Source organism: Erwinia sp. STN24, from assembly GCF_041320675.1.
GTDB classification, from domain to species: Bacteria; Pseudomonadota; Gammaproteobacteria; order Enterobacterales; family Enterobacteriaceae; genus Erwinia; species Erwinia aeris.
Window position 1 is genome coordinate 228,179 of record NZ_JBGGPM010000004.1, and the last position, 24,735, is coordinate 252,913.

Genomic DNA, 24,735 nt, shown 5'->3' on the forward strand with positions numbered 1-24,735 from the left:
GAGAGCGGGAGAGGAAATCAGGCCGGATATTGTCCGGCCTGGCTAACATCTTATGCGTCAAAAGGGTCACGCAGGATCATCGTCTCGCTACGGTCAGGACCGGTAGAGATGATGTCTACCGGCACGCCGGTCACTTCTTCAACGCGCTTGATATAGTTGCGCGCCGCCTGCGGCAGGCCTTCCAGCGTTTTCACGCCAAAGGTGGTTTCGCTCCAGCCCGGCAGGGTTTCATAAATCGGCTCAATGCCTTCCCAGCCTTCTGCTGCCAGCGGCGTGGTGGTCACTTCGCGGCCGTCCGGCATACGGTAAGCGACGCAGATTTTAACTTCTTTCAGGCCATCCAGCACGTCCAGCTTGGTCATGCAGAAACCAGACAGCGAGTTGATCTGCACCGCGCGGCGCACGGCAACCGCATCCAGCCAGCCGGTACGACGACGACGGCCGGTAGTGGCGCCGAACTCGTTACCCTGCTTGCACAGGAATTCGCCGGTTTCGTCGAACAGCTCGGTCGGGAACGGGCCTGCACCAACGCGGGTGGAATAGGCTTTTACGATGCCCAGCACGTAATCCACATAGCGTGGGCCCAGACCGGAACCTGTCGCTACGCCGCCCGCGGTGGTGTTAGAAGAAGTTACGTACGGATAGGTGCCGTGATCGATGTCCAGCAGCGTGCCCTGCGCGCCTTCAAACATGATCAGGTCACCGTTTTTACGCGCGCCGTCCAGCAGTTCGGAAACGTCCACCACCATGCCGGTCAGGATATCGGCAATGGCCATGATATCGTTCAGCACTTTGTCGTAGTCGACCGCTTCTTCTTTGTAGTAGTTCACCAGCTGGAAGTTATGGTACTCCATCACTTCTTTCAGCTTGGCCGCAAAGGTTTCTTTATTGAAAAGGTCGCCAACGCGCAGACCGCGACGGGCAACTTTGTCTTCATAGGCTGGGCCGATGCCGCGACCGGTGGTGCCGATCGCTTTGGCACCGCGCGCTTTTTCACGCGCCACGTCCAGCGCGACGTGATATTCCAGGATCAGCGGACAGGCTTCGGAGATAAACAGGCGGTCGCGTACCGGAAAGCCGCGATCTTCCAGACCCTTCATCTCTTTCATCAGCGCGGCCGGTGAAAGCACCACACCGTTGCCGATGATGCTGGTTACGTTTTCACGCAGAATACCAGAGGGAATTAAATGGAGGACGGTTTTTTCACCGTTGATGACCAGCGTGTGGCCCGCGTTATGACCACCCTGATAGCGAACCACGTATTTCGCACGTTCGGTCAGCAGGTCAACAATCTTTCCTTTACCTTCGTCACCCCATTGGGTGCCCAGTACGACGACGTTCTTACCCATTTCTAAAATCACCGATTGCTTAAAAATGGATTCTACCACCGTAAAACACGTCTTTCAGCTCTTTTAGCACACGTTTGCGTACTTTTTTCCCCGTCGCGCGGTCCGGTGCCGACGGGCGCTTTTTCGTACCGTTATCCGCCGCCGTGGACGCTGACGCTATACCAGATCACCAGGCCGGCGACCACCAGCCCGCCGCCGAAACGACGCAGTAATCGGTCGGGAACCTGCGCCATCGTGAGGATCAAACGCCGCCAGATACGCGGCAGCAGCATCGGGCCAATCCCTTCTAAAATCAGCACTAATGCCAGCGCTAACCAAACATTTGCATTCATAAATGACGATCCGGAAAAAAGAGCCGTAGTATGCCACGGCTTTTTACCGGTTTGGCCGGGAAAATGAAAGAAATCATGTTAAAGCGCTAAAACTGTATTCCCGCTTTCAGCCACCACGAGCTGGCGCTGCTGGCGTGCTCGCTGCGTCGCCCTGAACCGTTATAAAAGCGGGACGAAGGCGCAAACCAGGCGGCGCTGGCCTCTATTCGGATATGCGACGACGCTCGCCAGCCCGCCACGATATCCAGCGCCGATCCCAGCTTTTTCGTGCTCAGACGATCGTATTTAGCCTGCAGCGCCGTACTGTTTTTGACCTGCTGGCCCAGGCGATCCTGACGGTAGTAATGGCCGATAACATCAAGCGAAAGACGGTCAGTGATATTCACACCCACGCCTGCGGTGAGGATATGGATATTGCTCAGTTCAGGATCGAGCGTGTCGCCATAGATTTTATATTTCGCCAGGCCGCCGAACCGGGCCTCGTTCCCCTGTAATCCGGTCTGTCGATAGCGCCTGGAAATGTTATCGCCATCGCGGTCGCCGCTGCCCCAGGCGTAGCCCAACGTCAGCCGGGGACGTAACGCTATCTGTTTAAAGGTCAGCGTGACGCCGCCGTCCAGCGCATAGCCCCGCAGCGCCTGCCGCGCTTTTTGCCCGCGTACCGCGCCGATATCCAGCCAGTGGCTGACCGGTGCCTGCGGAGGCGACCAGGATCGCAGCCCCATGTTGAGCTGCCTGTCGCCTTCTGCGGCGCGATTATACTGCCAGAAGCTATAGCCGCCGACTCGCCACTGTGGGTTGATCCCGTAACGAGAGAACAGCATCAGCAGCGTGGTCTTATCGCCGCGCGTGTGGCTATCCAGCAGGTTTCGCTGCCAGTAATTGACGCGTCCCACGCCTACTGCCGTTTTTAGCGCATCGCCAAAGCGCGCATGGACGCCATCCACGTTTTCATCAACCAGCCATTCCCGCTCGTCGCGCAGCAGCCAGCGCCCCAGCCGCAGTTCGGTTTCCGGCAGCAGCAGGTTATCAACACGCAGCCAGAGCTGGTTGAAGTTCAGCGTATCGGTGGTATTGCCGCCGCTTCCCGTCTGGCGCTTTCGTTTCTGGATCAGCTCCAGCTCGCTGAAAAAAGAGACCGGCTCGTCTTTAAATCCCCGCACGTTCAGCCGCAGCGTCGGCTCGGTTTCTGTTTGATTGCTGCGATCTTCGCCATATCTGAGCTTGCTGTTCTGCAGCGTTTTCGCCTCGTAAATCGCCCGCCAGTGAAAGCTGACCGGCTCTGCCTGCGCCTCGGCCGGGTAAAAATGCGGCAATACTATAAGTACAAGCACGCCGCGCCGGATCATCAGCATCCTCTCCGTGCAGCCGCGTGCTTTAGCCGCGCCTCGCAAAGCGCCAGCAGACTGGCCGTTGTGTGGTGACGTTCAGGAAAGAGCAGGCTGATGGCGATATGGCGCGCCAGCGCCAGCGTGGTAAAAATGCTGATATTAGCGATATCCGCTGCGGCCGATCGCGCCAGCCAGGCCGCCAGAAAAGCATCTTCATGCACGGCCAGCGCTTTGTCGTCGCCGTAGTCCCGCAGCGCCTGCTCGCGCAGATGAGCGATATAGTTGCCTGCATCCAGCGATGGCGGCCCCAGGGCGGCAAGATCGAAATCCAGTACGGCAAGCTGCCCCGGCCGTGCGGCCATCAGCAGCAGCTGGGCGGGATAGAAATCACGATGGAGAAAAAGGCCGGGCGTGGGGCTTAGCGCCAGCGCCAGTTGCTCACAGGCGCGGCTGACGCCGGCTATCCTGGCAGCCCATGCAGGCCGCGTCGTCGCGGCCTGTTTCAGCCGCTGCCGCAGCGTCTCCAGCTCGTCTTTTACCGACCAGCGCTTGCCCGCAACGGCCCGCTGCGCGGCGCGGCTGTGCTGTAGCCGGGCCAGCGCCGTGCCGACCAGCTCGCCCGTTGCCGCCAGCTGTTTATTATCCGGCGACAGCGCTTCGGTGACGCGCTCACCGGCGATATGCTGCTGGAGCCAGAGATTTTGCGCTTCGAGCACGGCCAGAGGCTCAGGCACGATAATATCGCTGTCACCGCTAAAACCGTTGCGCCACAGCGCCTGCTGGACAAGAAAACCATGCGGCTCGAACCCTTTATAACGGTATTTGCCAATAATGCTCAGTTCGTCCGGCGCTGATGTCCAGCGCCAGGCCAGCACTGCGCGACGACCGGGCTTGTGGGTAACGAGCGTAGCCTCCTCCAGCATGGCGGCGGCAGGCAATCCCAACGCCTGACGCAGCAGCGGCGCTATGCGCGGCTTGCTCAGCAGCCCGGACAGCGTCGCTGCCGGATCGGCGGGCGGCTCGCGCTGCGCCATCAGCTCTCCGGCCCGCTGCAACAGTTCGGCGATATGCTGCGGCCAGCCCGCCGTGCGCTTGCGAAACGGTTCAGCGGCCAGCTGCAACAGCGCCAGCGCCGTATAATCAGCCAGCAGCGGCGGCAGATGGCCGCGCTGCTGACGATATCCCTCATGTAGCGCGGCGACAATCCGCCTGGCCTGGTTTGGCGTCAGCGTTTTCTCAATGACCTGCAGTTCCAGCCTGGCCTGAAAAGCGGCCAGATCGACGGCGGGATGACCGGCTGTGGCTCTGTCCCAGTCAATCAACCGCAGCTGGCTCTCCACGGTGCGTTTGACCACCTGATCGACAGTGAAATCGCCGTGGATAACCACGCGCCGGAACAGGCGACCCGTCAGTTTTTTTGCCAATCCGGTTAACAGTGAGATAAATTTTTCTTGCTGGATGGGCGCCACAACCTTCAGCGTGTTCAGCACCTGCCATGCGTCCCTGATGCCGTCCGGCAGCGGCGCGTCTGGCAGCGATATTTTCAGGCTGTGCAGCCTGGCCAGTTTGCCTCCCAGCAGGAAAACATCCTGCTCCGTCAGGTTGCCGGCCTGCTCCGCGCACAGCGCTTCCCCCTCAATCCAGCGGGCGATCAGCAATCGTTGCTCGGGCAGCGCCGCCAGCAGTTCAATTTCGCCGGTGGCGTGCCCCAACCGGTTGCCTGTCAGCATTGCCTGATAACGTTCATCGCTGGCAAAACGCAGCGTGGCCCAGGGCTGACCGCAGCAGCGCAGCAGCGCCAGCAGCCTGCGTTCCGGCTTATAGCGCAGGATGTTCAGCTCAAGACGCGCCCCGACGGCAATGTCAGGCAGCCAGCTGCGCAGCTGCGCGTCCCGCTCACGCGAGCCATTCAGCAAAGCGAGACCGGGAAGCGCGCGATCGTGCTGTGGATAGCTCAGGATGATCCCCAGCTCGGGAATAGCCAGCGGGGCAAAAGGATCGCCGTTGTTAATGAGCTTTTGCCGTCTGGGATGCCGCCAGGAAACCTCGAAGCGCGTCAGCGTCAGCGCCTTGGCGGCCAGCCAGCGCCGCTCTCCGTCAGCGAACTGGAGGATCAGCGTTGCGACGCAGCTGGTGGCGGGTTTATAACGGATATAGTCGATTTTAAGCGAGCGCAGCCCGGCAAACGGCGGTAAAGCACGTATTCTTGCCGTCAGCAGATCTTCATCAAATAGCGCCGCCAGCCCCGGCAGGTCGCCGTCTTTCCCGATCGGTTCATGTTTATCCCGTAGCATAGGATACGTCCCTGTTGTTGCTTTGCTGTAGTGCCCACAGACAGGCGTAGCGCCCGCGCCTTTCCAACAGCAGCTCGTGCGTGCCCTGCTCAACGATTTCGCCCTCTTCCATTACGAGGATCCGCTGGGCTCGCGCGGCAAAGGAAAGGTTATGCGTTACGATAATCGTGGTGCGGCCAGCCATCAGCCGGGTCAGCGCGCCGGTCAACCGATGCTTGCTTTCGCAGTCCAGGCCCGTATCCGGCTCGTCCAGCAGCAGCACCGGGCTTTGCCTGACGGCGGCGCGTGCAATCGCGATACGCTGGCGCTGGCCGCCGGACAGCGAGTGTCCCCTTTCGCTGAGCACGGTGTCGTACCCCTGCGGCAGCCGCATAATAAACTCGTGCGCGCCTGCCAGCCTGGCGGCGGCGTAAACCTGTTCATCCGTCACGGCTTTCAGCGCTGCCATGGCAATATTTTCCCGAACGCTCAGGCCGAACAACAGGCTGTCCTGAGGCACATAGCTGATATTTTGCCGCACGCTTTTAATCGTACAGTGCCGAATATCCCGCCCGTCGAGCAGAATACGGCCCGCCTGCGGATCGTACAGCCGCAGCAGCAGGCTAAGCAGCGTGGATTTCCCCGTGCCGGAAGATCCGACAATAGCCAGCGACTCGCCGACGCCCAGGGAAAAGCTGATATGCCGCAGCGTGCCGTGCTGTTGCGAGGCCGAATAGCTAAAGCCGACGTCTTCGCAGCAGATTTCGCCGCGAACGCTGACCGTCTGCGCGTCCAGCCGATCGACAATTACCGGCCGGACATCCATCAGGCTGGTGACGCGCTCGCCTGCGGCCAGCGCTTTGGACAGGCGTCCGGCATATTTAGCGTACTCGCGCACGGGCCGAAATGAGTTTTTAAGGTAGGAGACAAAAATCAGCAAATCGCCGGGCGACATCCGGCTTTTCAATACTTCGCTTGCGCCATAATAGAGGACCGCTGCCGTGGCGAAAGCGATGATCAGATCGGCTTTGCGTTCCAGGCCCGCCAGCAGGCGACGGGACTGTACGTTTTGCCGCAGGCTTTTTACGTCGTCAACCGCGAAACGGCCGGCGGCGACGGACTCCAGCGACAGCGCCTGCACCACGCCTATCGCACCGAGAAATTCAGCGGCGCTGGCAGCCAGCGCCCCTTCCCGCTTGCGCTGATCGCGGCTGACCTTATGCACCTTCACGCTGGTGCGGCGAATGCTGAACAGCAGCAGCGGCATCAACAACAGCGACAGCAGCGTCAGTTTCCAGTTGATATAGAGCATCATGCCGAACATGCCGGTCAGGATCAGGATATTCGCCAGCATGGGCACCATCGCCGTAATCATCGCCTCGCGCAGCATGCCGATATCGTTGATCAACCGCGTGGTGAGATCGCCGCTCTTCGCCTGATGATGAAAGCTTAACGACAGGCTTTGCAGATGACTGAACAGCGCCTGACGAAGCATGCTGATGATGCGATTGCCCGCCATCGCCAGGCCGACGGTGCTCAGGTAGCTCAGGCCGGCTTTGACGGCGGTAATCAGGATGACGCTGCCGGCGCAAAGCAGCAGCAGACCCGCCGCGCTAAAATGGCCAACCAGCGTATTCAGCCTGCCCGTAACCGGCGCGCCAGGCTGCGTCAGCACCTCGTCGATAATAAAGGCCAGCGGCCACGGCTCCAGCAGGCGCATGCCCGTCGCCAGCAGCAGGAAAAGGAGCGAACGCACGATTAAGCCGCGCTGCTGGCGAAGCCAGGGAGCGAAACGGGCAGCAACGGGCAGCCAGGGCAGAGACATTAGCTTGCGCTCCCGACAGGCATTTGCGCCAACCGCAGCGTCTCGCTGACTATTTTATCCCAGCTGTGATGCTCCGTGACGAAGCGTCGGGCGGCTACCCCCAGGCGCTGGCGCAGCAAAGGCTGGTCCACCAGCTGCCGAAGCAAAACGCAAAGCGCCGTGGCATCGCCCGGCTCTACCAGCATGCCCGTGACGCCGTGGTCAATCACTTCGGCAAGATGGCCGACCCGCGTTGCCACAACCGGCAGCTGCGCGGCCATATACTCATAGATTTTCAGCGGCGAAAAGTAGAAGTCCGCCAGCTGCGGATAGGGCGCGACGGCAATGTCTATCCTGTTCAGCCAGTCCGGCACCGTCGCCGGGCTAACGGCACCGGCGAAAGCGACGCCGGAAATCGCTCTCGCCTGCACCGTTTTTTGCAGTTTCTGCCGCTGTGGCCCATCGCCAACAATCAATAGCCAGACGTCAGGACGCTGCAGCTGGAGCAGTACAAAAGCATCCAGCAGCGTTTCTACGTCGTGCCAGGCCTTAAGCGTGCCGACAAAGCCGATGGTTATCGCTCCCCAGCTGGTTTCCGGCTGTGGCGGCGCGATGGGAGGCCGAAAGCGCAACGGATCGACACCGTTAGCAATAATGTGGATGCGTTCAGCAGAACCGGCAAAGTCAGTCAGCCACTTTTTTACGCCGGGCGAAACGGCAATAACCACCGTCGCGCTGGCAAGCAGCTTTTTCAACACCGCCACGGCCTTCTTTTCTGCCACCAGCTCGCGGTAGCGTTTTTGTTCCTCAATCAGCGGCGCGTTGACTTCCAGCACCGTGCGCCAGCCCTGTCGGTGCGCATACGCCAGTCCGGCGAAGCTCCACAGGGAATAGCGTTCATAGACCAAATCAAACGGGCCTTCCGCCTGGAGCGCCTGCTCCAGCTGAGAATTAACGGCCAGCGCCGTTTCAACCCGCGTCAGCGCATTGTCCACCGCAGGCGGATCCAAAGGATCGAGCGAAACAAGTTTGATCCCTTGCAGATCGTCGGGCGGCGTGGCAATGCGACGAGCAAAAAGCACGATCTTCGCGCCCTGTCGGAGAAGCGCGCGCAGCACTTCCTGAATATGGACGGATGCACCCTTACAGCCAAAAACGGGGATCCCGCTATCTGCACAGATGAAAGCAACTCGCATAAATGAAAATCCTTTTTTCATACGCAGAATTTATTTCTGCTGTGGAGTAAATATCTTTTGCATTTCCATGATGTTACGGTCGATGTCGTAGTCGCGAACAATCATCCTGCGCGCCTGCCTTGCCAGCTTTTCACGCATATCCTGCCCGCTCAGCAGCATCACTATCGCATCGGCCAGCCCGATGGCATCATCAGGGTCGACGCACAGCCCGGTTTGACCATCAATGACCAGTTCCGGGATCCCTGCCACGCGAGTGGAAATCACCGGTGTACCCAACGCCATCGCTTCAACCAAAATGGTTGGCAGACCGTCGCGATCGCCGTCCTCGCTAATGGTGCAGGGCGCAACCACCATGGCGCTCTCCTGCATCGCTGCCGCCACCTGCTGGCGCGGTAACAGACCGGTAAAAGTCACCTGTGCCTGTAGCTCGCAGGCCGCGACAGCCGCCTCAAGCGCCGCCCGTTCCGGGCCGTCGCCAATCAGCATGCAGTGGAACGGAATGGCTCTGGCCTGCAGCTGCGCCAGGGCGGCAATCAGCGTCCGAAACCCTTTTTTAGGCACCAGCCGCCCCACCGCCAGAATAGCGGCCTGCCGCCTGAGCGGGGAAAGCCAGGGAAACTGGCGCAGATCCAGACCGTTATAAAGCCGGCTGACTTTCTGCCGATCGCCGCCGTAACGCTCGCATAGCCAGGCAAGATTGTAATCGGACACGGTTATCACATGGCTGGCATCCTCTATTTTGCGGGCCAGCCGGATATCCGTGTCATAGCGGTAATAGATGTCTTTTGCATGGGCGGTAAAAGACCAGCTTACGTTGCTGAACTTTGCACCAAGCCGCGCCACGGTAGCGGCCTGGGTGGCAAAATGCGCATGCAGATGCCGCAGTGCGTGCTGTCTGACGGCCAGGGCGAGCGCTATGCCCTGCGCCAGCTCGTGCACGTCGTGATCCCGCTCCCCTGCCAGCCGGGCGGCAAAATCAGGCAGCACCTCCAGTGCCTCTTTTACCAGGCTCCAGAAAAGTTCGGTGTTACGCTGCTTATTCGCCAGGCGAATAACCGGCGCTTTCACCGTGCCGATATCGGGCTGAAAATGCGTTTCCATCACCGGCCCGAGCGCAAAAATCGTCAGGCTGAGGCCCGTACGCTCATGCGCCAGGATTTCACTGACGACAAATGTTTCTGAGAAACGTGGGTAGCGTTTCAGCACGTAGCCCACGCGCAGCGGTTCAGACGCCATCAGACATACTCCCCGATACGCCTGCCGTTGAGTATTTGCCGGACGCTGACGGCTACCTTTTCCAGACCGTCAAAATTAAGCTTTTCACGCGGATTAACAAAATGGCGCGGCTGCTTCAGCCAGTCGCCCAGCCGTTCCTGGGTCAGATGAGCCGGATGCAGCGCGTCAATCAACCCCAGCGCGGCAAGTTTCGTCGCTCTGATCCACTGTTCCTGGCGGGGAGCGATGCGCGGCACAATCAGCGCCGTTTTATTAAAAGCCAGGATTTCCGTCAGGGTATTATATCCACCCATCGCAATAACGCGGCTGGCGTAGCGCAGCAGTTTTAGCGGTTCCGCCACGAATTCCACCACGGTTTTTTCAGGAAACCCTACGGCCAGTTTTTTTAGCCGTAGCCGCTGCGGCTCGGGCATCATCGTTCCGGTCACTAATACGCCGTGCATCCCGTTGGGCAATACGGTGCTGACGAAGCTTTCCGCCAGGCGAAAGCCATCCTGCCCGCCGCCCACGACGCACAGCGCATAAGGCCGGGCGACAGGCGCAGCCTCATCATCACCAAAGCTTTGAATGCGGCGCGTCGCGTCCAGATAGCCGGTAAAAATCATCTTATTTTTGGTCGCGGCGTCAAAGTGATATTCGCGAGCCAAATCGTAAAGCGCCCTGTCGCCGTAAACCCAAATCGATGAATAAAATTTCCTGAGCGCCGCACTGTTTTCTTGCTTATGCCACTGTTTTTTCACCGCTTCGGGGTCGTCAATAATATCGCGCAGGCCTAATATCAGATGCGTTTTTTTAGCGGCCAGCAGCGGCAGACTGAGATCCAGCTCGCGCATGGCGCCGCGCGGCACGTTATCCACAATCATAATATCCGGTGAGAAAGCGTTGATAGCCGCGTAAATAATTTGCGAGCGAAGCCTGACCAGCGGCTGAACCTTTTTGCCCAACGCGCGGGGGCGATACTTTCCCTCTACGGTCTTCTGCCAGGAAGGCAGGATAAGGCTGTCTGCGCCGGGCGGCAGCATAAAGGCACCGGCTGCACGCACGCCTGAAATAAGCAATATCTCAGCATCAGGGCAGGCTGCTGTTATTGACTGACTGAGCAACATATTTCGGCGTATATGGCCGAATCCCATTGTATCATGTGAATAAAAGACACAGCGGGGATTTCTGGAAGGATCCATTTCCATTCATCCTGTTATTAACGCTATTTTAAGATGGCCGCCCGGTTATTTCACCCGTAAAACTCCCGGCTTATTTAAAAACGGCAAACGCTTATCATGGTTAAATATTTGCAGCCATTAATCATTTAATAAAATAAGCGTAAAAAAAGGCTACACAAAGCGCGGCAGGCCGTCAACGGCAAGGGGGAAAAAGCGGAATAATCACATTTTTGCGCGAATATTAATTAATAATTAATTAACAAATGCATCACGCTTGCGGCGAGAAATAAAAAAGCCGGGGAGGATCCCCGGCCTGAGTGTGAAGACGCTTAGCGAGTCGCTTTGGAAGGCGACTGCATAAAGCGGAAGAAGTCGCTGTCCGGGCTCAGTACCATTACGTCCTGATTGCTGTTGAAGCTGCTGTCGTAGGCGCGCAGGCTACGGATAAAGGCATAAAAATCCGGATCCTGACTGAAGGCGTCGGCAAAGAGTTTCGCCGCTTCGGCATCCCCTTCACCGCGCGTCATCAGCGCGGTACGCTGCGCTTCGGCCAGGGTGCGCGTGACCTCATAGTCAGCGCCCGCACGCAGTTTCTCTGCCTCTTCCTGACCCTGTGAACGCTGGCTACGAGCAACCGCTTCACGCTCGGCGCGCATACGATTGTAGATAGCGTCAGACACCTCGGTCGGCAGGTTGATCTGCTTGATACGCACGTCAACGACCTGAATGCCCAATGCCGCCATACTGTTCGGATTCACCGCTGGCTCTTTGCTGCTGGTTTCGCGCTCTACGCGCGCCGCAGCGGAAGCGATAGCATCATCGGCCGCTGGCGTGGCGATCTCGTCATCCTGGCCTGCGCTGCCGGTGTTCAGGGCGTCACGCACGTCGGTAGTCAACCGTCCACGCGAGTCGGTAACGATATCTTTAACGTCCAGACGACCAATCTCAGAACGCAGACGGTCGCTGAATTTACGTTTCAGCAGCACTTCCGCCTGCGAAACGTCGCCGCCGCCGGTAGCCAGATAGTAGCGGCTGAAATCGCTGATGCGCCATTTGATATAGGAATCCACGATCAGATCTTTCTTCTCTTTGGTGACGAAGCGATCGGCCTGGTTATCCATCGTCTGCAGGCGCGCGTCCAGCGACTTCACGGATTCCAGGAAAGGGATCTTGAAGTGCAGGCCCGGCGCATAGACCAGCGGTTTATTTTCATCGTCGCGCAGTACTTTGCCAAAGCGCATAACGATGCCGCGCTGGCCTTCCTGCACCACAAACAGCGATGCGTAAAGCACCACCAGCACCACAATTAATACCACGATTAATGGCTTACGCATCCTTAATCTCTCCCTTCGCGCTGGGTGTCGTTACGCTGAGCATTAACCCGACGCTGATCCATAATGCTGTCCGGGCTGAACGACGAGCCGTTGCTGGCGCGTTCATTGCTGCCCGAGGCTGCCGGCAGATGGAGCAGGCTGTTATTGTTCTGCCCCGCTGACGCTGGGGCGCTCTGGCCGCGCATCAGCTGATCCAGCGGCAGTACCATCAGGTTGTTGCCCTTATCGTTAACCAGCACCTTACGGGTGTGGCTCAGTACGCGCTCCATGGTTTCAATATAGAGACGCTCGCGGGTAATCTCCGGCGCGGCTTTATATTCCGGCAGCAGCTTGGCGAAGCGTGCCACTTCACCCTGCGCTTCCAGCACGGTACGCGTTTTATAAGCGCGTGCTTCTTCCAGAATACGCTGAGCCTGGCCGTTGGCGCGCGGCTGGACTTCGTTGGCGTAGGCTTCCGCTTCACGAACGTACTGCTCGCGGTTTTCACGCGCGGCAATGGCATCGTCAAAGGCGGCTTTCACCTCTTCCGGCGGACGAGCGGCCTGGAAGTTGACGTCCAGCAGCGTAATGCCCATATCGTAAGGACGGATCGTCTCTTCCAGCTCGCGCTGGGTATCGCTACGCACGACGGTACGACCTTCTGTCAAAATGCGATCCATCGTTGAGCGGCCGATTACGCCGCGCAGCGCGCTGTCCGTCGCCTGGCGCAGGCTGTCGTCCGCGCTGGTTACGGCAAAAAGATAGCGTTCCGGGTTGGTCACGCGGTACTGCACGTTCATTTCCACGCGCACCACGTTCTCGTCCGAAGTCAGCATCGTTCCTGATGCAGCCAGTTCGCGTACCGCCTCAACGTTGACGGCACGAACCTGATCGATAAAGGTCGGCTTCCAGTTCAGGCCCGGCTCTACCAGATGGCTGAACTTGCCAAAACGTGTTACCACGCCGCGCTCCGCCTCTTTAATGGTATAGAAACCGCTGCCTGCCCAAATCACTACCGCAGCAACGGCAACGATGCCGATCAGGCGACCGCCGCGTCCCGGCGCCTGCTGGCCGCCGTCGTTTTTACCACCGCCGAAACCGCCAAGCTTTTTGCTTAACTTGCGGAAAATATCATCCAAATCAGGAGGCCCTTTATCGCGCCCTCCTTTGTTTCCCCCGGGGTTGCCGCCTTGATTATTGCTGCTCCCCCACGGGTCGCGGTCCTGTCCGTTATTCCCGGGCTGATTCCACGCCATGTTTCTGCTCCATTTATTGTGTATGCGGTGTTATCCCAGAGCCGGGATACGCGAGTCGGGCGTCAAACAATGTAATCCACCAGCTCCGGTTCCTGTTTACACAGGCGGCGCCAGTCAACGATGGGCATGCGTATCTGTAACCCTACGCTGCCGTCATCTTCATTCCACTCTTTTTCTATCGCCTGCAGCTGATAAAAGCGGCTGCGCAGCCGCCCCGCTTCCGGCGGCAGGCGTAAATCGTATTGGGCTATTTCGCCTGCCAGCCGCTCGGTCAGCGCCTGAAACAGCAGCGGAATGCCTTCGCCCGTTTGCGCGGAAACCCAGACGCGAACCGGCAGGTTTTCATCATTGCGATCGATCCTGGGGATAAAATCTTCCAGCGCATCAATCTTATTCATCACCTGTAGCGTCGGAATGTCGTTTGCTTCGATCTCTTCCAGCACTTCTTCTACGGCTTCAATATTCTCATCCACGCGCAGATCGGCGGCGTCGATAACGTGCAGCAGCAGCGTGGCCTGCCGTGTTTCCTGCAGCGTCGCTTTAAAAGCGGCGACCAGATCGTGCGGCAGGTGACGGATAAAGCCAACGGTATCCGCCAGCACCACTTCGCCTACGTCCGCCACGTCCAGACGACGCAGCGTGGGATCCAGGGTCGCAAACAGCTGGTTGGCGACATAGACCTCGGCAGAAGTAATGCGGTTAAAAAGGGTGGATTTTCCGGCGTTGGTATAGCCGACCAGCGAGAGCGTAGGCACATCGGCCTTGTTGCGCGCCTCACGTCCCTGATCGCGCTGCTTCTCTACTTTCTCAAGCCGGGAAAGGATAAGCGTGATGCGGTTGCGCAACAGACGACGGTCGGTTTCCAGCTGTGTTTCACCCGGGCCGCGCAGGCCGATACCGCCTTTCTGGCGTTCCAGGTGGGTCCAGCCGCGTACCAGACGCGTGGCGAGATGGCGTAGCTGAGCCAGCTCGACCTGAAGTTTACCTTCGTGGGTACGCGCACGCTGCGCGAAGATATCCAGGATCAGGCCGGTGCGGTCGATTACGCGGCACTGGCACAACGCTTCAAGGTTGCGCTCCTGAGCCGGACTAAGGGCGTGATCGAAGAGCACGACAGAAGCGCCGCTGGCTTTAACCGCCTCGGCTATTTCTGTGGCTTTACCTTCACCAACAAAATATTTTGGATGTGGCGCCTTGCGGCTTCCGGTAATTACGCGTAGTGCTTCGACACCAGCGGAAGAGACAAGAGTTTCGAACTCCTGTAAATCTTCCATATCTCTGTCTTGGGAGAAATAGATGTGTACCAGTACGGCCTGCTCACCGGCATCATAACGGTCAAACAAACTTAAAACCTCTCAGAACCTTGTTGAACCTGCTTTACGATGGCCATACTGCCTGGGATCAGAGGCAAAATGCACATTTGCGCTAACTAGCGACGCCCGTTCGCCTTTTCCTGAGAAGAGGCGCGAGTCAGGGACATTGCCAGGACGGGCGAGCCGGCCCGTCCTGAAAGAAGAGCGATTACTCTGCGTCGTCACTTTCCTGCTGGGGCTGCGATGATGCTCCCTGATTACTGCCACCGTGATGATAGTTGCTGCTTCCGCCACCCGCGTTGTTGCTATGATGGGAGACCGGACGGGACGGAACAACGGTAGAAATGGCATGTTTATAAACCATCTGGCTAACCGTGTTTTTCAGTAAAATTACAAATTGGTCAAATGATTCAATCTGACCCTGCAGTTTAATACCATTCACCAAATAAATCGAAACCGGAACACGTTCGCGACGCAGTGCGTTCAAGAACGGATCTTGCAATGATTGCCCCTTAGCCATTCTATCTTTTCCTTATATGCTTGTTGTTTACTACTTAAGAGCTTGCGCTCTGAAATACTGCGTAAAAATTTGCGCACGATAACGCACCAATTGTACACAATCACCCAGCCTTCGCACTAAGAACCTGTAATACCTCTGCCAGCGCCGCCTCAGGTTGTTCGCTATCCAGCCAGTGAACATCCTTCCAGCCGCGCAGCCAGGTTATCTGGCGCTTGGCTAATTGCCGTGTTGCGCAAATTCCCCGATAAACCATTTCATCGTAATCGATCTCGCCCTGCAAAAATGACCACATCTGGCGATAACCCACACAACGAATGGAAGGCATGTCCGTATGCAAATCACCTCGTGCAAAAAGTGCCCGAGCCTCCGCTTCAAATCCTGACGCTAACATTTGCTGAAAACGCAGCGCGATACGCTGATGGATGGTTTCCCGCTCACGAGGAGCGATGGCGAACTGCACCACCTCGTACGGCAACGCTTCACCTGCGGTTTTCGTCAGTTCTGTTAAAGTTTTACCTGAAATAAAAAAAACTTCCAGTGCTCGCGAGAGTCTCTGGGGATCATTCGGATGAATACGATTTCCAGCAATGGGATCTATTTCACATAACTGACGGTGAAGCGCTTCCCATCCCTCTTCACTCGCCCTTTGCTCTATACGCTGGCGTACTTCAGGATCGGCCGGGGGCAACGGCGATAATCCTTCCAGCAGCGCCTTGTAGTAGAGCATGGTACCACCAACAAGCAGCGGGATACGCCCGCTTCGGGTAATCTCTGCCATTTCCGCCAGCGCATCGCGGCGGAACTCCGCCGCCGAGTACGTTTCAGCAGGATCGCGAATATCCAGTAAACGATGGGGCGCCAGCCGCAGCTCCTCTGCCGAGGGCTTGGCGGTGCCGATATCCATACCGCGATAAATCAGGGCGGAATCGACGCTAATCAGCTCAACCGGCAGCTGCTGGCGCAAGGCTATCGCCAGCGCCGTCTTGCCGGAGGCCGTAGGCCCCATCAAAAATATAGCCTTAGGCCGGCCAGCCGTAGATAAGTCACTCATGCTTCAGGGCATTCATCGCCAGTTCAGTATCAACATACTGTAGTAGTCCGGATGGCGGCGATTTAATCAGCTGCGGGCAAAGTCTTTCGACCTCTGCCAGCAGCGCAATCGCCTGCGAGTGATTCCAGTGCGGACGCTCGGTCACAGCGTGCCGCGCTAACCATTGCGCCACCTGCCTGACCGCAATCTCCGGCTGTTGAGCAAGGTAGCCTAACAGTTCTGGAATCAAGATTTGTAAATTTTGTTGGCGCAATGGTAAAGGTACGGCGCGCAGCGTGATGTGCTGCCCGTCCGCTTCCAGCTCTATGCCCATTTGCTGCAATAACGACGCTAAACGACTGGCAGCTTCGCGCTCCGGCTTCGCCATTTTTATCCTGACCGGGATCAGCAGCGGCTGCGGTTTTAACCCTTCTTCGCCAGGCTCCAGCTGCGCCTGCTTCAGCCAGCGCTCCGCCACCGGCAGCGAAATCAGAGCCAGGCGCTCGCGAGATTCCACCAGCGCAAAGTCGTTATGCAGCACGGTCAGCACGCGGCCAAAGCTTTCGCTGTGACCGCTGAGCGTTGGCTCGGGTTCAGGCTGCGCGCGTGCGCTTTTTGGCTCAACCGGACGCGACGACGCCTCGCGCGCGGCGGGCAATTCAGGCGTTTGCAGCAGCTGGCGATAGAGCGCGCCCTCTTTTTTCTGGTAGCCCGGCTCCTGATGTTGCCAGCCTGCCGCGGCTTTCCCGCCGCTGTTGCCTCCGCCGTTACTTCCGCCGTGGCCGCCAGCATTACCTCCACCATTACTTCCGCCGTTGCCGCCGCCATTACCTCCACCGCTACCTCCACCGTTACTGCCAGCGTTTCTGGCCGGTGCAGGCGCGGAAAAATGGTTGCCGCCCGCCGCCTGTCGGTTCTCTGGCTGCCAGCGCTCGGTCGGCGCTTGAGCAGACACGCCCGGCAGCGTTTCCGCCCCGGCTTCCTGCAGCACGCTGATCACGCCCTGATAGATAAAGTCATGCACCAGCCGCGACTGATGGAAACGCACTTCATGCTTGGCAGGATGCACGTTGACATCTACCTGATGCGGATCGATGGTCAGGTAAAGCACATAGGCAGGCTGATGGTCGCCCAGCTTATCCTGATAGGCCTGGCGGATAGCATGATTGATCAGGCGATCGCGCATCATGCGGCCGTTAACATAGCAATATTGCAGATCGGTAACGGCGCGAGCGCCGATCGGATCTGCGACCCAACCCTGTAGCACGAGATCGCCGTGCTGCCATTCGATAGCCAGCGCATGGCTGAGAAAAGCAGTTCCGCAGATTGCGCCCAGGCGGCGTTCACGCTGCTTGCTGTCGCTGACGGCGCGATACTGGCGGATAAGCTTGCCGTTATGGGTCAGCGAAAACGCCACGTCGAACCTTGCCAGCGCAATACGCCGGATCACCTCGTCGATATGGGTGAATTCGGTTTTCTCCGTGCGCATAAATTTCCGGCGGGCGGGCGTATTATAGAAGAGGTCCAGCACTTCAAGCGTGGTGCCGACCGGATGCGCCGCAGGCTTGATGGTCACGTCCATCTCTCGCCCTTCCGCGTAGGCCTGCCAGGCTTCCGCCTGTTCAGCCATACGCGAGGTCAGCGTCAGGCGCGAAACGGAACTGATACTGGCCAGCGCTTCGCCCCGAAAGCCGAGGCTCATAATGGCTTCCAGATCGTCAAGCGTGGTGATTTTACTGGTGGCGTGGCGGGCCAGCGCCATCGCCAGCTCGGCTTTGCTGATGCCGCAGCCGTTATCGCGGATACGGATCAGTTTGGCGCCGCCTTTATCGATCTCGATATCTATTCTTGTCGCGCCAGCGTCCAGGCTGTTTTCGACCAGTTCTTTCACCACCGACGCCGGACGCTCTACCACTTCACCTGCGGCAATCTGGTTGGCAAGCTGTGGCGGCAGTACCTGAATCGGCATAAAAGATCCTTGTTTACGAGGTTGGAATAGTTAACGTCTGCCCCAGCATAACATTTTGCGATTTCATATTATTCGCCTGCTGTATCGCTTTCGGGCTGACGCCATAGTGTGCGGCAATGGCGGTCAGCGAGTCACCGCGCACCACTTTATGCCGCTGCGGCCGGCTGGCGCTCACGCTCTGCGCGCCGGAAGCCGGCACTTTCAGCCGCTGGCCGACCCAAACGACATCCTTCTTCAACGTATTCATCGAACGCAGCATCGCCATGCTGACGCCGTAGTGGTCGGCAATCCCGGAAAGCGTCTCGCCTCTTTTCACCACGTGGCGCGTTACCGCACCGGCATAGCGCGTGCTGACCGGGGCGGGATTAGGCTGAACATCAACCGCCGTTGCGGACTGCAACGGTCGGTTTTCCTCCTTTGGGATGGATTGCAGCGGGTGCGCCAGGAAGTAGTTGCGCAGGCCTTTATAAATCGACTCGGCAATCTTCTGCTGGTAAGCGCTACTGCCGAGCAGTCGCTCCTCCGAAGGGTTACTGATAAAGCCGGTTTCCACCAGCAGCGAAGGGATATCCGGCGAGCGTAATACCCCCAGGCTGGCGTGTTCCGGGCGTCGTTTGTGCAGCGAGCCAACGCGCTGTAGCTGGGCGATAACCTTAACCGCTACGTCATAGCCAACGCGCTGCGAGTGGCCGAACTGCAAATCGAGCACCGCCTGGCTGAGATAGGGATCGGCCTGGCTGTTAGCCAATAGATCGCCCGCGCCGCCCAGCAGCTCCGACTGTTTCTCGTGCTGCTCCAGCCATCCCGCCATTTCGCTGTTGGCACGGCGGTTAGAGAGTACCCAGACGGACGCGCCGGACGCGCTACGGTTCGGCGCGGCATCGGCATGGACAGACACCAGCAGATTAGCGTTCTGCTTGCGCGCCACGTCCGAGCGGCCCATCACGGAGATAAAATAGTCGCCGTCGCGGGTCATCACGCCTTTAAACATAGGATCGGCATTCAGCAACGCTTTTAATTTGCGTGCTATGGCGATAGTCACGTTCTTCTCTTTCAGCCCGTTCGCGCCGATAGCGCCCGGATCCTGGCCGCCATGTCCGGCATCTATCGCCACGATGATAGCTTCGTCAACGGCACGCACCGTTCTGCCCGGCACCGCGACTTCGTTGCCGTTGCTGACCGCCGTAACGGCGTTGCCCTTAAACGGATTGTCTGCCGGAACGGGCCGCGAAACGCTGCTGACGGCGGCAGATCGCGGAGCCGGACGCGTGCCGTTGATGGTGAAAACCACGTTATAGGTGCTGCCGTTACGCTGGGTCACGGCGCGCGTTTTTCCCGGCTGCGTCAGCTCGAACACCAGCCGGATGCTCTGCTTATCCTTTGGCGTGCTGGCGCGAATACGCTTCACCATATTATCGCCGCTGAACGTCAACGGCAGGCCTTTGATCACGCCGCTCTGGCGAATATCCAGCACCACCCGTTCCGGATTGTGCAGCGGAAAGAAGCCATACACCGGTTGACCACCGAAGCTCAGCGTGATCGAGGCCCTGTCGTTGCCGTTTGAAACCTGTATATCCGATAAATTAGCGGCCAGAGTGGAAAACGTACTCAGTAAAGCAGCCAGCAGCAGTCCCAGCTTGATCATTGTCCGTCTTTCTCCATGCGGGCCAGGATCGCCTCGCCCTCTGCCGAGCAGGCCTCAAGCTCTGCCTGACGGGCTTCGCCCTGATAACTGAGACGCAGTTCAATATCCGGCGGCGGAAGAAAGCCCGCACCCTGCTGCGGCCATTCGACCAGGCAAAGGCTGTCGCCGCCGAAATAGTCGCGGATCCCCATGAATTCCAGCTCTTCAGGGTCGGCCAGCCGGTAGAGGTCGAAATGATAAATGCGACGATCCGGCAGAACGTAAGGCTCTACCAGCGTATAGGTCGGGCTTTTCACGTTGCCCTGGTGGCCCAGCGCCTGTAAGAAACCGCGACTGAACGTGGTTTTCCCCGCGCCCAAATCGCCATACAAATAGAGTGTTGCCGCGCTGTGACAGGCGCGGGCCAGGCTGGCTCCCAGTGCGAGAGTGGCAGCCTCGTCGGACAATGCGATAGCGGTCTTCATTCTTTTCTGTTCAGGATCTCTGGGTTAACAAACAGGTACAGCTCGGAAAACAGATCGGTCGCCAGCATCCCGCGCGTGCCCAGACGTTGCGATACGGCTTCCGCCGCAGCGCCGTGGGCCACGCAGCCTGCGCAGGCCGCTTCATACAGCGAGAGCTTCTGGCCTGACAAACTGCCGATAATGCCGGAAAGCACGTCGCCCATGCCGCCGGTCGCCATACCGGCGTTACCGACATCGGCAATCGCCATCTCGCCCGCTTCACTGGCAATCAGCGTGCCGGCCCCTTTCAGGACCACCACGCCGCCGTAGCGTTTAGCCAGGCTGCGAGCGGCAAGTAAGCGGTCACTCTCTATTTCGCTGGTTTTTACATTAAGCAGACGGGCCGCTTCGCCCGGATGCGGCGTAATGACTCGATTTTGACGTTTATCGCCAGCGATTGCCAGCAGGTTAAGCGCGTCAGCATCCCAAAGCATCGGTTTAGACGATTTTTTTACTTTTTCCAGGGCATCTTTACCCCAGTCACGCTGCCCCAGCCCCGGGCCAATCACAATGACGTCGGCCCATTCCAGCGCCTCATCAAGCGCCCGATCGCTTAGCGTCTGTACCATTAGCTCGGGCCGCGCCGTTAACAACGGTGAGACATTATCTTTGTGAGTAAGTACTCGCACTAAGCCTGCTCCGGCGCGCAACGCGGCTTCGCCCGTCATCCGGATGGCGCCAGCCGTTCCCTGATCGCCACCGATTATCACCAGCTTGCCATGGTCGCCCTTATGAGAAGTGGGCTTACGCGGCGGCAGCCAGCGCGTCAGCACGGAAGCATCGTAGCGCGCCATCGGTGCAGTTTGCCCTGCCAGCCAGGCATCCAGCCCAAGGGCATGGAAATGTAGCTGACCGACGCAATCCCGTGCTTTACCGGTCAGCAGACCCGGCTTAAGCGCGATAAACGTTAGCGTATGGGCGGCGTTAATAACTGCGCCGGGAGTGGTCCCGTTAGCAGCCACTAACCCGGAGGGTATATCTACGGCAAATACCGGCGCGCTGGCCGCATTCGCTTTCTCAATCAGCCGGGCGTATTGGTCGCCAGGGGCGCGGTTCAGCCCGGTGCCCAGTAGCGCATCGATAATAATATCGCTTTGTTCAGGCCAGGGCGTGTCCGCTGCATGGATTTCCCCGCCTGCCGCCAGCCACGCGTCGCGCGCCTGTGTCGCTTCTTCCGGCAGCGCCTTCGATCCTTCGCAGGCAATGACCGTCACCTCCTTCCCTGCCGATAGCGCCAGGCGAGCCGCAATAAAACCGTCGCCGCCGTTATTGCCATGGCCGCACAGGATCAGCCAGCGTTTCTTCTCCGGGTACAGGGCCTGAACGTGGCGGAATGTCGCTTCGCCCGCCCGCTGCATCAGCTCAAACAGCGTGATCCCCAATGCGTCCGCGCCCTCGCGCTCAAGTTGCGCAATCGCCTCTACAGGCCAGACAGAATAGGGTAAACTGGTCGGGTTATTTAGCTGGTTCAGGTTAGTCATGTCGCATCCTCTCGATCTTTCTCAATTCGCCCTGGAAATTAAACAGTGGGGGCTGGAACTCGGCTTTCAGCAGGTCGGTATCTGCGATACCGATCTTAGTCTGGAAGAGCCGCGCCTGCAGGCCTGGTTAGACAAGCAATATCATGGCGAAATGGACTGGATGGCGCGTCACGGTATGATGCGCGCCCGCCCTCATGAGCTACAGCCCGGCACGCTGCGGGTTATCAGCGTGCGCATGAATTATCTGCCCGCTAAGGCGGCGTTCGCCAGCACCCTAAAAAATCCGCAGCTTGGCTACGTTAGCCGCTATGCGCTGGGACGTGATTACCACAAAGTATTGCGCAATCGCCTGAAAAAGCTCGGCGATCGTATCCGTGAGCGCTGCGAAGAGGCTGAGTTTCGGCCTTTTGTCGACTCGGCCCCGGTGCTGGAAAGACCGCTGGCGGCCAAAGCGGGGCTGGGCTGGACGGGCAAACATTCTCTGATCCTGAACCGGGAAGCCGGCTCGTGGTTTTTTCTTGGCGAACTGCTGATCAACCTGCCTTTACCGGTCGATTCACCGCAGCAGGAGCAGTGCGGCCGCTGCGTCGCCTGCCTGACCACCTGCCCGACCGGCGCGATAGTCGAGCCTTACGTCGTGGATGCCAGGCGCTGTATCTCCTATCTGACCATTGAACTGGAAGGCACCATTCCGGAAGAGTTCCGGCCGCTTATCGGCAATCGCATTTACGGTTGTGACGACTGTCAGCTAATCTGCCCCTGGAATCGCTACGGTCAGCTAACGGATGAGGATGATTTCAGCCCGCGCGCCGTGCTTCATGCGCCGCCCTTAACCGACCTGTTTGCCTGGGACGAGGCGACCTTTTTACGCGTGACGGAAGGATCGGCGATCAGACGTATCGGTCATCTTCGCTGGTTGCGCAACGTCGCGGTAGCGCTGGGCAATGCGCCCTGGTCAGAGGAAAACGTGGCGGCCTTACAAAACCGTCAGGGAGAAAATCCGATGCTGGACGAGCATATTACCTGGGCGCTGACCCGTCAGCTGGCAAGGCGAGCGGAAAACGCGATTGAGGTGCAGAGCGGCCAGCAAAAGCGGCTGGTGCGCGTCATAGAAAAAGGATTGCCGCGCGACGCATAAATAACCACGTAGGCTGCCTGCGTCGTTAAGCCACTTTTCCACACGCTGTGCATAAAAATAAAAAGCCGTTGTCATTCAACTGCCACAGAAAGCGCAAGCGATCTCTATAACATTTTGAAATATTAATTTTTCTTTATAAATCAAAAAGATAAAAAATGTGCGTAACGTCTTTTATTCCTGAATAGCAGGCAGGGGTAGATCGCAACCTGTGGATAACTCTGTTGAAGGTTATTCTGTACAGGCTGAAAAAAGCGAAACCCAGCCGCTAAAGGGCTGTGGATAACTCGATCAGAAATGATAATGATGAATGTTCTGGAGCGGGAAACGAGACTCGAACTCGCGACCCCGACCTTGGCAAGGTCGTGCTCTACCAACTGAGCTATTCCCGCAAAGAGATAATACTAAGAGTTAACCGCGTTAAAATTGTTAACTTGTTGATTTTAAAAGAATTGTTATTCTCTTATGGTCGAACGGGTGCGATTATGAACGTATCATTGAGCAAAAACAAGCTTTTTTCTGCTGTCTGCGGCTAATTGTTGCTGGCGATCGTCGCCTTGCTACGCATCTATGCGTAGGCTGACAGACAGGGTGATAAACGCTCCTCGAATGCAGAGTAAACCCTCGGGCTGCGCGTTTATACCTCATGGAGAGGCCCTTCCCCTTCTTACTATGTTGTTTCATCACTTCGGCTCGTTTCCCTTGTTGGCGTTCCCTGCCGGGCTGCTGCCTGCTCTTAAACCCTACCGGTCATCCTGAACAGGCGAACCGTTAGCTGATTTAACAAAGCCTGCTGTTTAGGGGCAGCCCTCGCCATTATCCTGACCTGCTCCACAGCTGGTCATTAGCACCTCTCATAGATAACCTTCGATAACCTGTTCTTATCCGTATTTCCAGCAGTGACGCCTCCATTAATTTTATTACTTTAAAACTCTTTATAAAAAATATTATCAGGAAGGGTTTGATGACAGTTATCCACTGAAATGCCTTTATAGCCCATGCCAGCAATTTCTCCTTCGTACTCTCTGCGTGTTACAGGAACCGCAGGCTGCCCATGCTGAGTACTGAGCGCAAGGCCGGCTGATGTTTCCCTTTTCCATTTTAACGGCAACAGGCATATCCTGAACGAAAGTAAGCCACCCCCTAAAATTAATGTCAACATTCTCAGCACAAGCAGAGAGGTTATGAACCACTAACCGCAAAACCCATTAAAATGTTGCTTTATAGTTAAACACTCAAGGCTAATGTTCGCTCGATCATCACGTTATCACCTGAATAAAGTAAACCATCGGCTTGTGAGCAGTCTGAAACTTCTAAAAAAACAATTCATTACCTCGCTAACCATCCCGTTCTTCCTTAAAAAAATCATTAAATATTAGCCAATTATATCTGATTCCTTTTATTTTTCGCTTAGCCTGTTATTTTCTCCTGTCTTAATTAAGGGTCGTCCAACTATTACCTGCCCTCGGTTACATTTGTGGCCCCCTGCCTGCCTTTTTTATGTTCCCATACAAGCAGATACGCTGGATCTCACTTTTTCCAGCCTGACACCAGGCTATGTTAAAAGTTATTAATATCTTCATCATATATAATTTACCCGGCTATTTAATTTACGGCTAAAGTGATTCATCCGACCAGTAAAAAAAAGATTGAATACAGGGGAAGTTGGCCGCACACTTACTTATGACATTTCTTTGTTATTGCAAAGGATAAAAGCATTGACAAAGATACGCGTTCTGGCGTTTACGGTAAGAATTGATAATTAAAAGGTGTTAAAGCATCCCTGCGCCGTCGACTTTATTTTTAAAAAATTACATTAATTAACAGTAAAACAGACGCGCGCGCCTGACGAGGCAAAAAAATTTCAGGCTCAGCCATGCGCCTGTGGC

At 57.4% G+C, this 24,735-nt stretch carries 19 protein-coding genes and 1 tRNA gene; 1 reads left to right on the forward strand and 19 read right to left on the reverse strand.

Annotated elements, in window-relative coordinates:
• Positions 1-50 precede the first annotated feature (50 nt).
• The 17 genes from ACA373_RS15745 to nnr all read right to left on the reverse strand — a co-directional run bounded on the left by ACA373_RS15745 (position 51) and on the right by nnr (position 21,711).
• Positions 51-1,349, reverse strand: a complete 1,299-nt coding sequence (locus ACA373_RS15745) for an adenylosuccinate synthase (RefSeq protein WP_253455869.1) — start codon at positions 1,347-1,349, stop codon at positions 51-53.
• Between the two features lie 131 nt (positions 1,350-1,480).
• Positions 1,481-1,681 carry a DUF2065 domain-containing protein gene (locus ACA373_RS15750; RefSeq protein ID WP_125290314.1) on the reverse strand — a complete coding sequence of 67 codons (201 nt, stop codon included), beginning with the start codon at positions 1,679-1,681 and terminating at the stop codon, positions 1,481-1,483.
• A gap of 86 nt (positions 1,682-1,767) precedes the next feature.
• Complete coding sequence (locus tag ACA373_RS15755) at positions 1,768-3,015, reverse strand: alginate export family protein (protein ID WP_370734787.1); 1,248 nt, start codon at positions 3,013-3,015, stop codon at positions 1,768-1,770.
• Positions 3,016-3,029: 14 nt separating this feature from the next.
• Positions 3,030-5,306 carry a phosphotransferase family protein gene (locus tag ACA373_RS15760; protein ID WP_370734788.1) on the reverse strand — a complete coding sequence of 759 codons (2,277 nt, stop codon included), beginning with the start codon at positions 5,304-5,306 and terminating at the stop codon, positions 3,030-3,032.
• On the reverse strand, positions 5,293-7,110 hold the full coding sequence (locus ACA373_RS15765) for an ABC transporter ATP-binding protein (protein WP_370734789.1): 1,818 nt from the start codon (positions 7,108-7,110) through the stop codon (positions 5,293-5,295). Before ACA373_RS15765 ends, ACA373_RS15760 begins: the two co-directional genes overlap by 14 nt.
• The gene (locus ACA373_RS15770; RefSeq protein ID WP_370734790.1) at positions 7,110-8,285 is read right to left on the reverse strand and encodes a glycosyltransferase family 4 protein; all 1,176 of its coding nucleotides are present in this window, start codon (positions 8,283-8,285) and stop codon (positions 7,110-7,112) included. Before ACA373_RS15770 ends, ACA373_RS15765 begins: the two co-directional genes overlap by 1 nt.
• A gap of 30 nt (positions 8,286-8,315) precedes the next feature.
• Positions 8,316-9,521, reverse strand: coding sequence for a glycosyltransferase family 4 protein (locus tag ACA373_RS15775; protein ID WP_370734791.1), 1,206 nt, complete (start codon positions 9,519-9,521; stop codon positions 8,316-8,318).
• Complete coding sequence (locus tag ACA373_RS15780; protein WP_301252891.1) at positions 9,521-10,543, reverse strand: glycosyltransferase family protein; 1,023 nt, start codon at positions 10,541-10,543, stop codon at positions 9,521-9,523. Before ACA373_RS15780 ends, ACA373_RS15775 begins: the two co-directional genes overlap by 1 nt.
• A 467-nt stretch (positions 10,544-11,010) precedes the next feature.
• Complete coding sequence (hflC, locus tag ACA373_RS15785) at positions 11,011-12,015, reverse strand: protease modulator HflC (RefSeq protein ID WP_253455887.1); 1,005 nt, start codon at positions 12,013-12,015, stop codon at positions 11,011-11,013.
• 2 nt (positions 12,016-12,017) lie between these two features.
• Positions 12,018-13,250: an FtsH protease activity modulator HflK gene (hflK, locus tag ACA373_RS15790; protein ID WP_125290307.1), complete on the reverse strand. Its 1,233-nt coding sequence runs from the start codon at positions 13,248-13,250 to the stop codon at positions 12,018-12,020.
• Between the two features lie 62 nt (positions 13,251-13,312).
• Complete coding sequence (hflX, locus tag ACA373_RS15795; RefSeq protein WP_370734792.1) at positions 13,313-14,593, reverse strand: ribosome rescue GTPase HflX; 1,281 nt, start codon at positions 14,591-14,593, stop codon at positions 13,313-13,315.
• 178 nt (positions 14,594-14,771) lie between these two features.
• Positions 14,772-15,083, reverse strand: a complete 312-nt coding sequence (gene hfq, locus ACA373_RS15800) for an RNA chaperone Hfq (RefSeq protein ID WP_246760812.1) — start codon at positions 15,081-15,083, stop codon at positions 14,772-14,774.
• Positions 15,084-15,183: 100 nt separating this feature from the next.
• A complete protein-coding gene (miaA, locus tag ACA373_RS15805; protein WP_301730308.1) occupies positions 15,184-16,134 on the reverse strand; it encodes a tRNA (adenosine(37)-N6)-dimethylallyltransferase MiaA in 951 nt (316 codons plus the stop codon).
• On the reverse strand, positions 16,127-18,082 hold the full coding sequence (gene mutL, locus ACA373_RS15810) for a DNA mismatch repair endonuclease MutL (protein WP_370734793.1): 1,956 nt from the start codon (positions 18,080-18,082) through the stop codon (positions 16,127-16,129). The genes miaA and mutL overlap by 8 nt, the downstream gene beginning before the upstream one ends.
• Before the next feature lie 13 nt (positions 18,083-18,095).
• On the reverse strand, positions 18,096-19,727 hold the full coding sequence (amiB, locus tag ACA373_RS15815) for an N-acetylmuramoyl-L-alanine amidase AmiB (RefSeq protein ID WP_370734794.1): 1,632 nt from the start codon (positions 19,725-19,727) through the stop codon (positions 18,096-18,098).
• The gene (gene tsaE, locus ACA373_RS15820; RefSeq protein WP_253455898.1) at positions 19,724-20,191 is read right to left on the reverse strand and encodes a tRNA (adenosine(37)-N6)-threonylcarbamoyltransferase complex ATPase subunit type 1 TsaE; all 468 of its coding nucleotides are present in this window, start codon (positions 20,189-20,191) and stop codon (positions 19,724-19,726) included. The genes amiB and tsaE overlap by 4 nt, the downstream gene beginning before the upstream one ends.
• A complete protein-coding gene (gene nnr / locus ACA373_RS15825; protein ID WP_301252883.1) occupies positions 20,188-21,711 on the reverse strand; it encodes a bifunctional ADP-dependent NAD(P)H-hydrate dehydratase/NAD(P)H-hydrate epimerase in 1,524 nt (507 codons plus the stop codon). Before nnr ends, tsaE begins: the two co-directional genes overlap by 4 nt.
• Between nnr and queG the strand changes: the two genes are divergently transcribed.
• Positions 21,710-22,849, forward strand: coding sequence for a tRNA epoxyqueuosine(34) reductase QueG (gene queG, locus ACA373_RS15830; protein WP_253455902.1), 1,140 nt, complete (start codon positions 21,710-21,712; stop codon positions 22,847-22,849). The genes nnr and queG overlap by 2 nt on opposite strands.
• Positions 22,850-23,162: 313 nt before the next feature.
• On the opposite strand, the gene ACA373_RS15835 is transcribed toward queG, so the two are convergent.
• Positions 23,163-23,238 (reverse strand) — tRNA-Gly (locus ACA373_RS15835).
• Positions 23,239-23,771: 533 nt separating this feature from the next.
• Complete coding sequence (locus ACA373_RS15840; protein ID WP_370734795.1) at positions 23,772-24,008, reverse strand: hypothetical protein; 237 nt, start codon at positions 24,006-24,008, stop codon at positions 23,772-23,774.
• Positions 24,009-24,735: the final 727 nt, after the last annotated feature.

What these genes read in the sequence shown, in the direction of transcription:
- ACA373_RS15745 (WP_253455869.1), bottom strand. Translation starts at nt 1,349, where the DNA reads ATGGGTAAGAACGTCGTCGTACTGGGCACCCAATGGGGTGACGAAGGT.
- ACA373_RS15750 (WP_125290314.1), bottom strand. Translation starts at nt 1,681, where the DNA reads ATGAATGCAAATGTTTGGTTAGCGCTGGCATTAGTGCTGATTTTAGAA.
- ACA373_RS15760 (WP_370734788.1), bottom strand. Translation starts at nt 5,306, where the DNA reads ATGCTACGGGATAAACATGAACCGATCGGGAAAGACGGCGACCTGCCG.
- ACA373_RS15765 (WP_370734789.1), bottom strand. Translation starts at nt 7,110, where the DNA reads ATGTCTCTGCCCTGGCTGCCCGTTGCTGCCCGTTTCGCTCCCTGGCTT.
- ACA373_RS15770 (WP_370734790.1), bottom strand. Translation starts at nt 8,285, where the DNA reads ATGCGAGTTGCTTTCATCTGTGCAGATAGCGGGATCCCCGTTTTTGGC.
- ACA373_RS15775 (WP_370734791.1), bottom strand. Translation starts at nt 9,521, where the DNA reads ATGGCGTCTGAACCGCTGCGCGTGGGCTACGTGCTGAAACGCTACCCA.
- ACA373_RS15780 (WP_301252891.1), bottom strand. Translation starts at nt 10,543, where the DNA reads ATGCTGCCGCCCGGCGCAGACAGCCTTATCCTGCCTTCCTGGCAGAAG.
- hflC (WP_253455887.1), bottom strand. Translation starts at nt 12,015, where the DNA reads ATGCGTAAGCCATTAATCGTGGTATTAATTGTGGTGCTGGTGGTGCTT.
- hflK (WP_125290307.1), bottom strand. Translation starts at nt 13,250, where the DNA reads ATGGCGTGGAATCAGCCCGGGAATAACGGACAGGACCGCGACCCGTGG.
- hfq (WP_246760812.1), bottom strand. Translation starts at nt 15,083, where the DNA reads ATGGCTAAGGGGCAATCATTGCAAGATCCGTTCTTGAACGCACTGCGT.
- miaA (WP_301730308.1), bottom strand. Translation starts at nt 16,134, where the DNA reads ATGAGTGACTTATCTACGGCTGGCCGGCCTAAGGCTATATTTTTGATG.
- mutL (WP_370734793.1), bottom strand. Translation starts at nt 18,082, where the DNA reads ATGCCGATTCAGGTACTGCCGCCACAGCTTGCCAACCAGATTGCCGCA.
- amiB (WP_370734794.1), bottom strand. Translation starts at nt 19,727, where the DNA reads ATGATCAAGCTGGGACTGCTGCTGGCTGCTTTACTGAGTACGTTTTCC.
- tsaE (WP_253455898.1), bottom strand. Translation starts at nt 20,191, where the DNA reads ATGAAGACCGCTATCGCATTGTCCGACGAGGCTGCCACTCTCGCACTG.
- queG (WP_253455902.1), top strand. Translation starts at nt 21,710, where the DNA reads ATGTCGCATCCTCTCGATCTTTCTCAATTCGCCCTGGAAATTAAACAG.
- nnr (WP_301252883.1), bottom strand. Translation starts at nt 21,711, where the DNA reads ATGACTAACCTGAACCAGCTAAATAACCCGACCAGTTTACCCTATTCT.
- ACA373_RS15840 (WP_370734795.1), bottom strand. Translation starts at nt 24,008, where the DNA reads ATGTTGACATTAATTTTAGGGGGTGGCTTACTTTCGTTCAGGATATGC.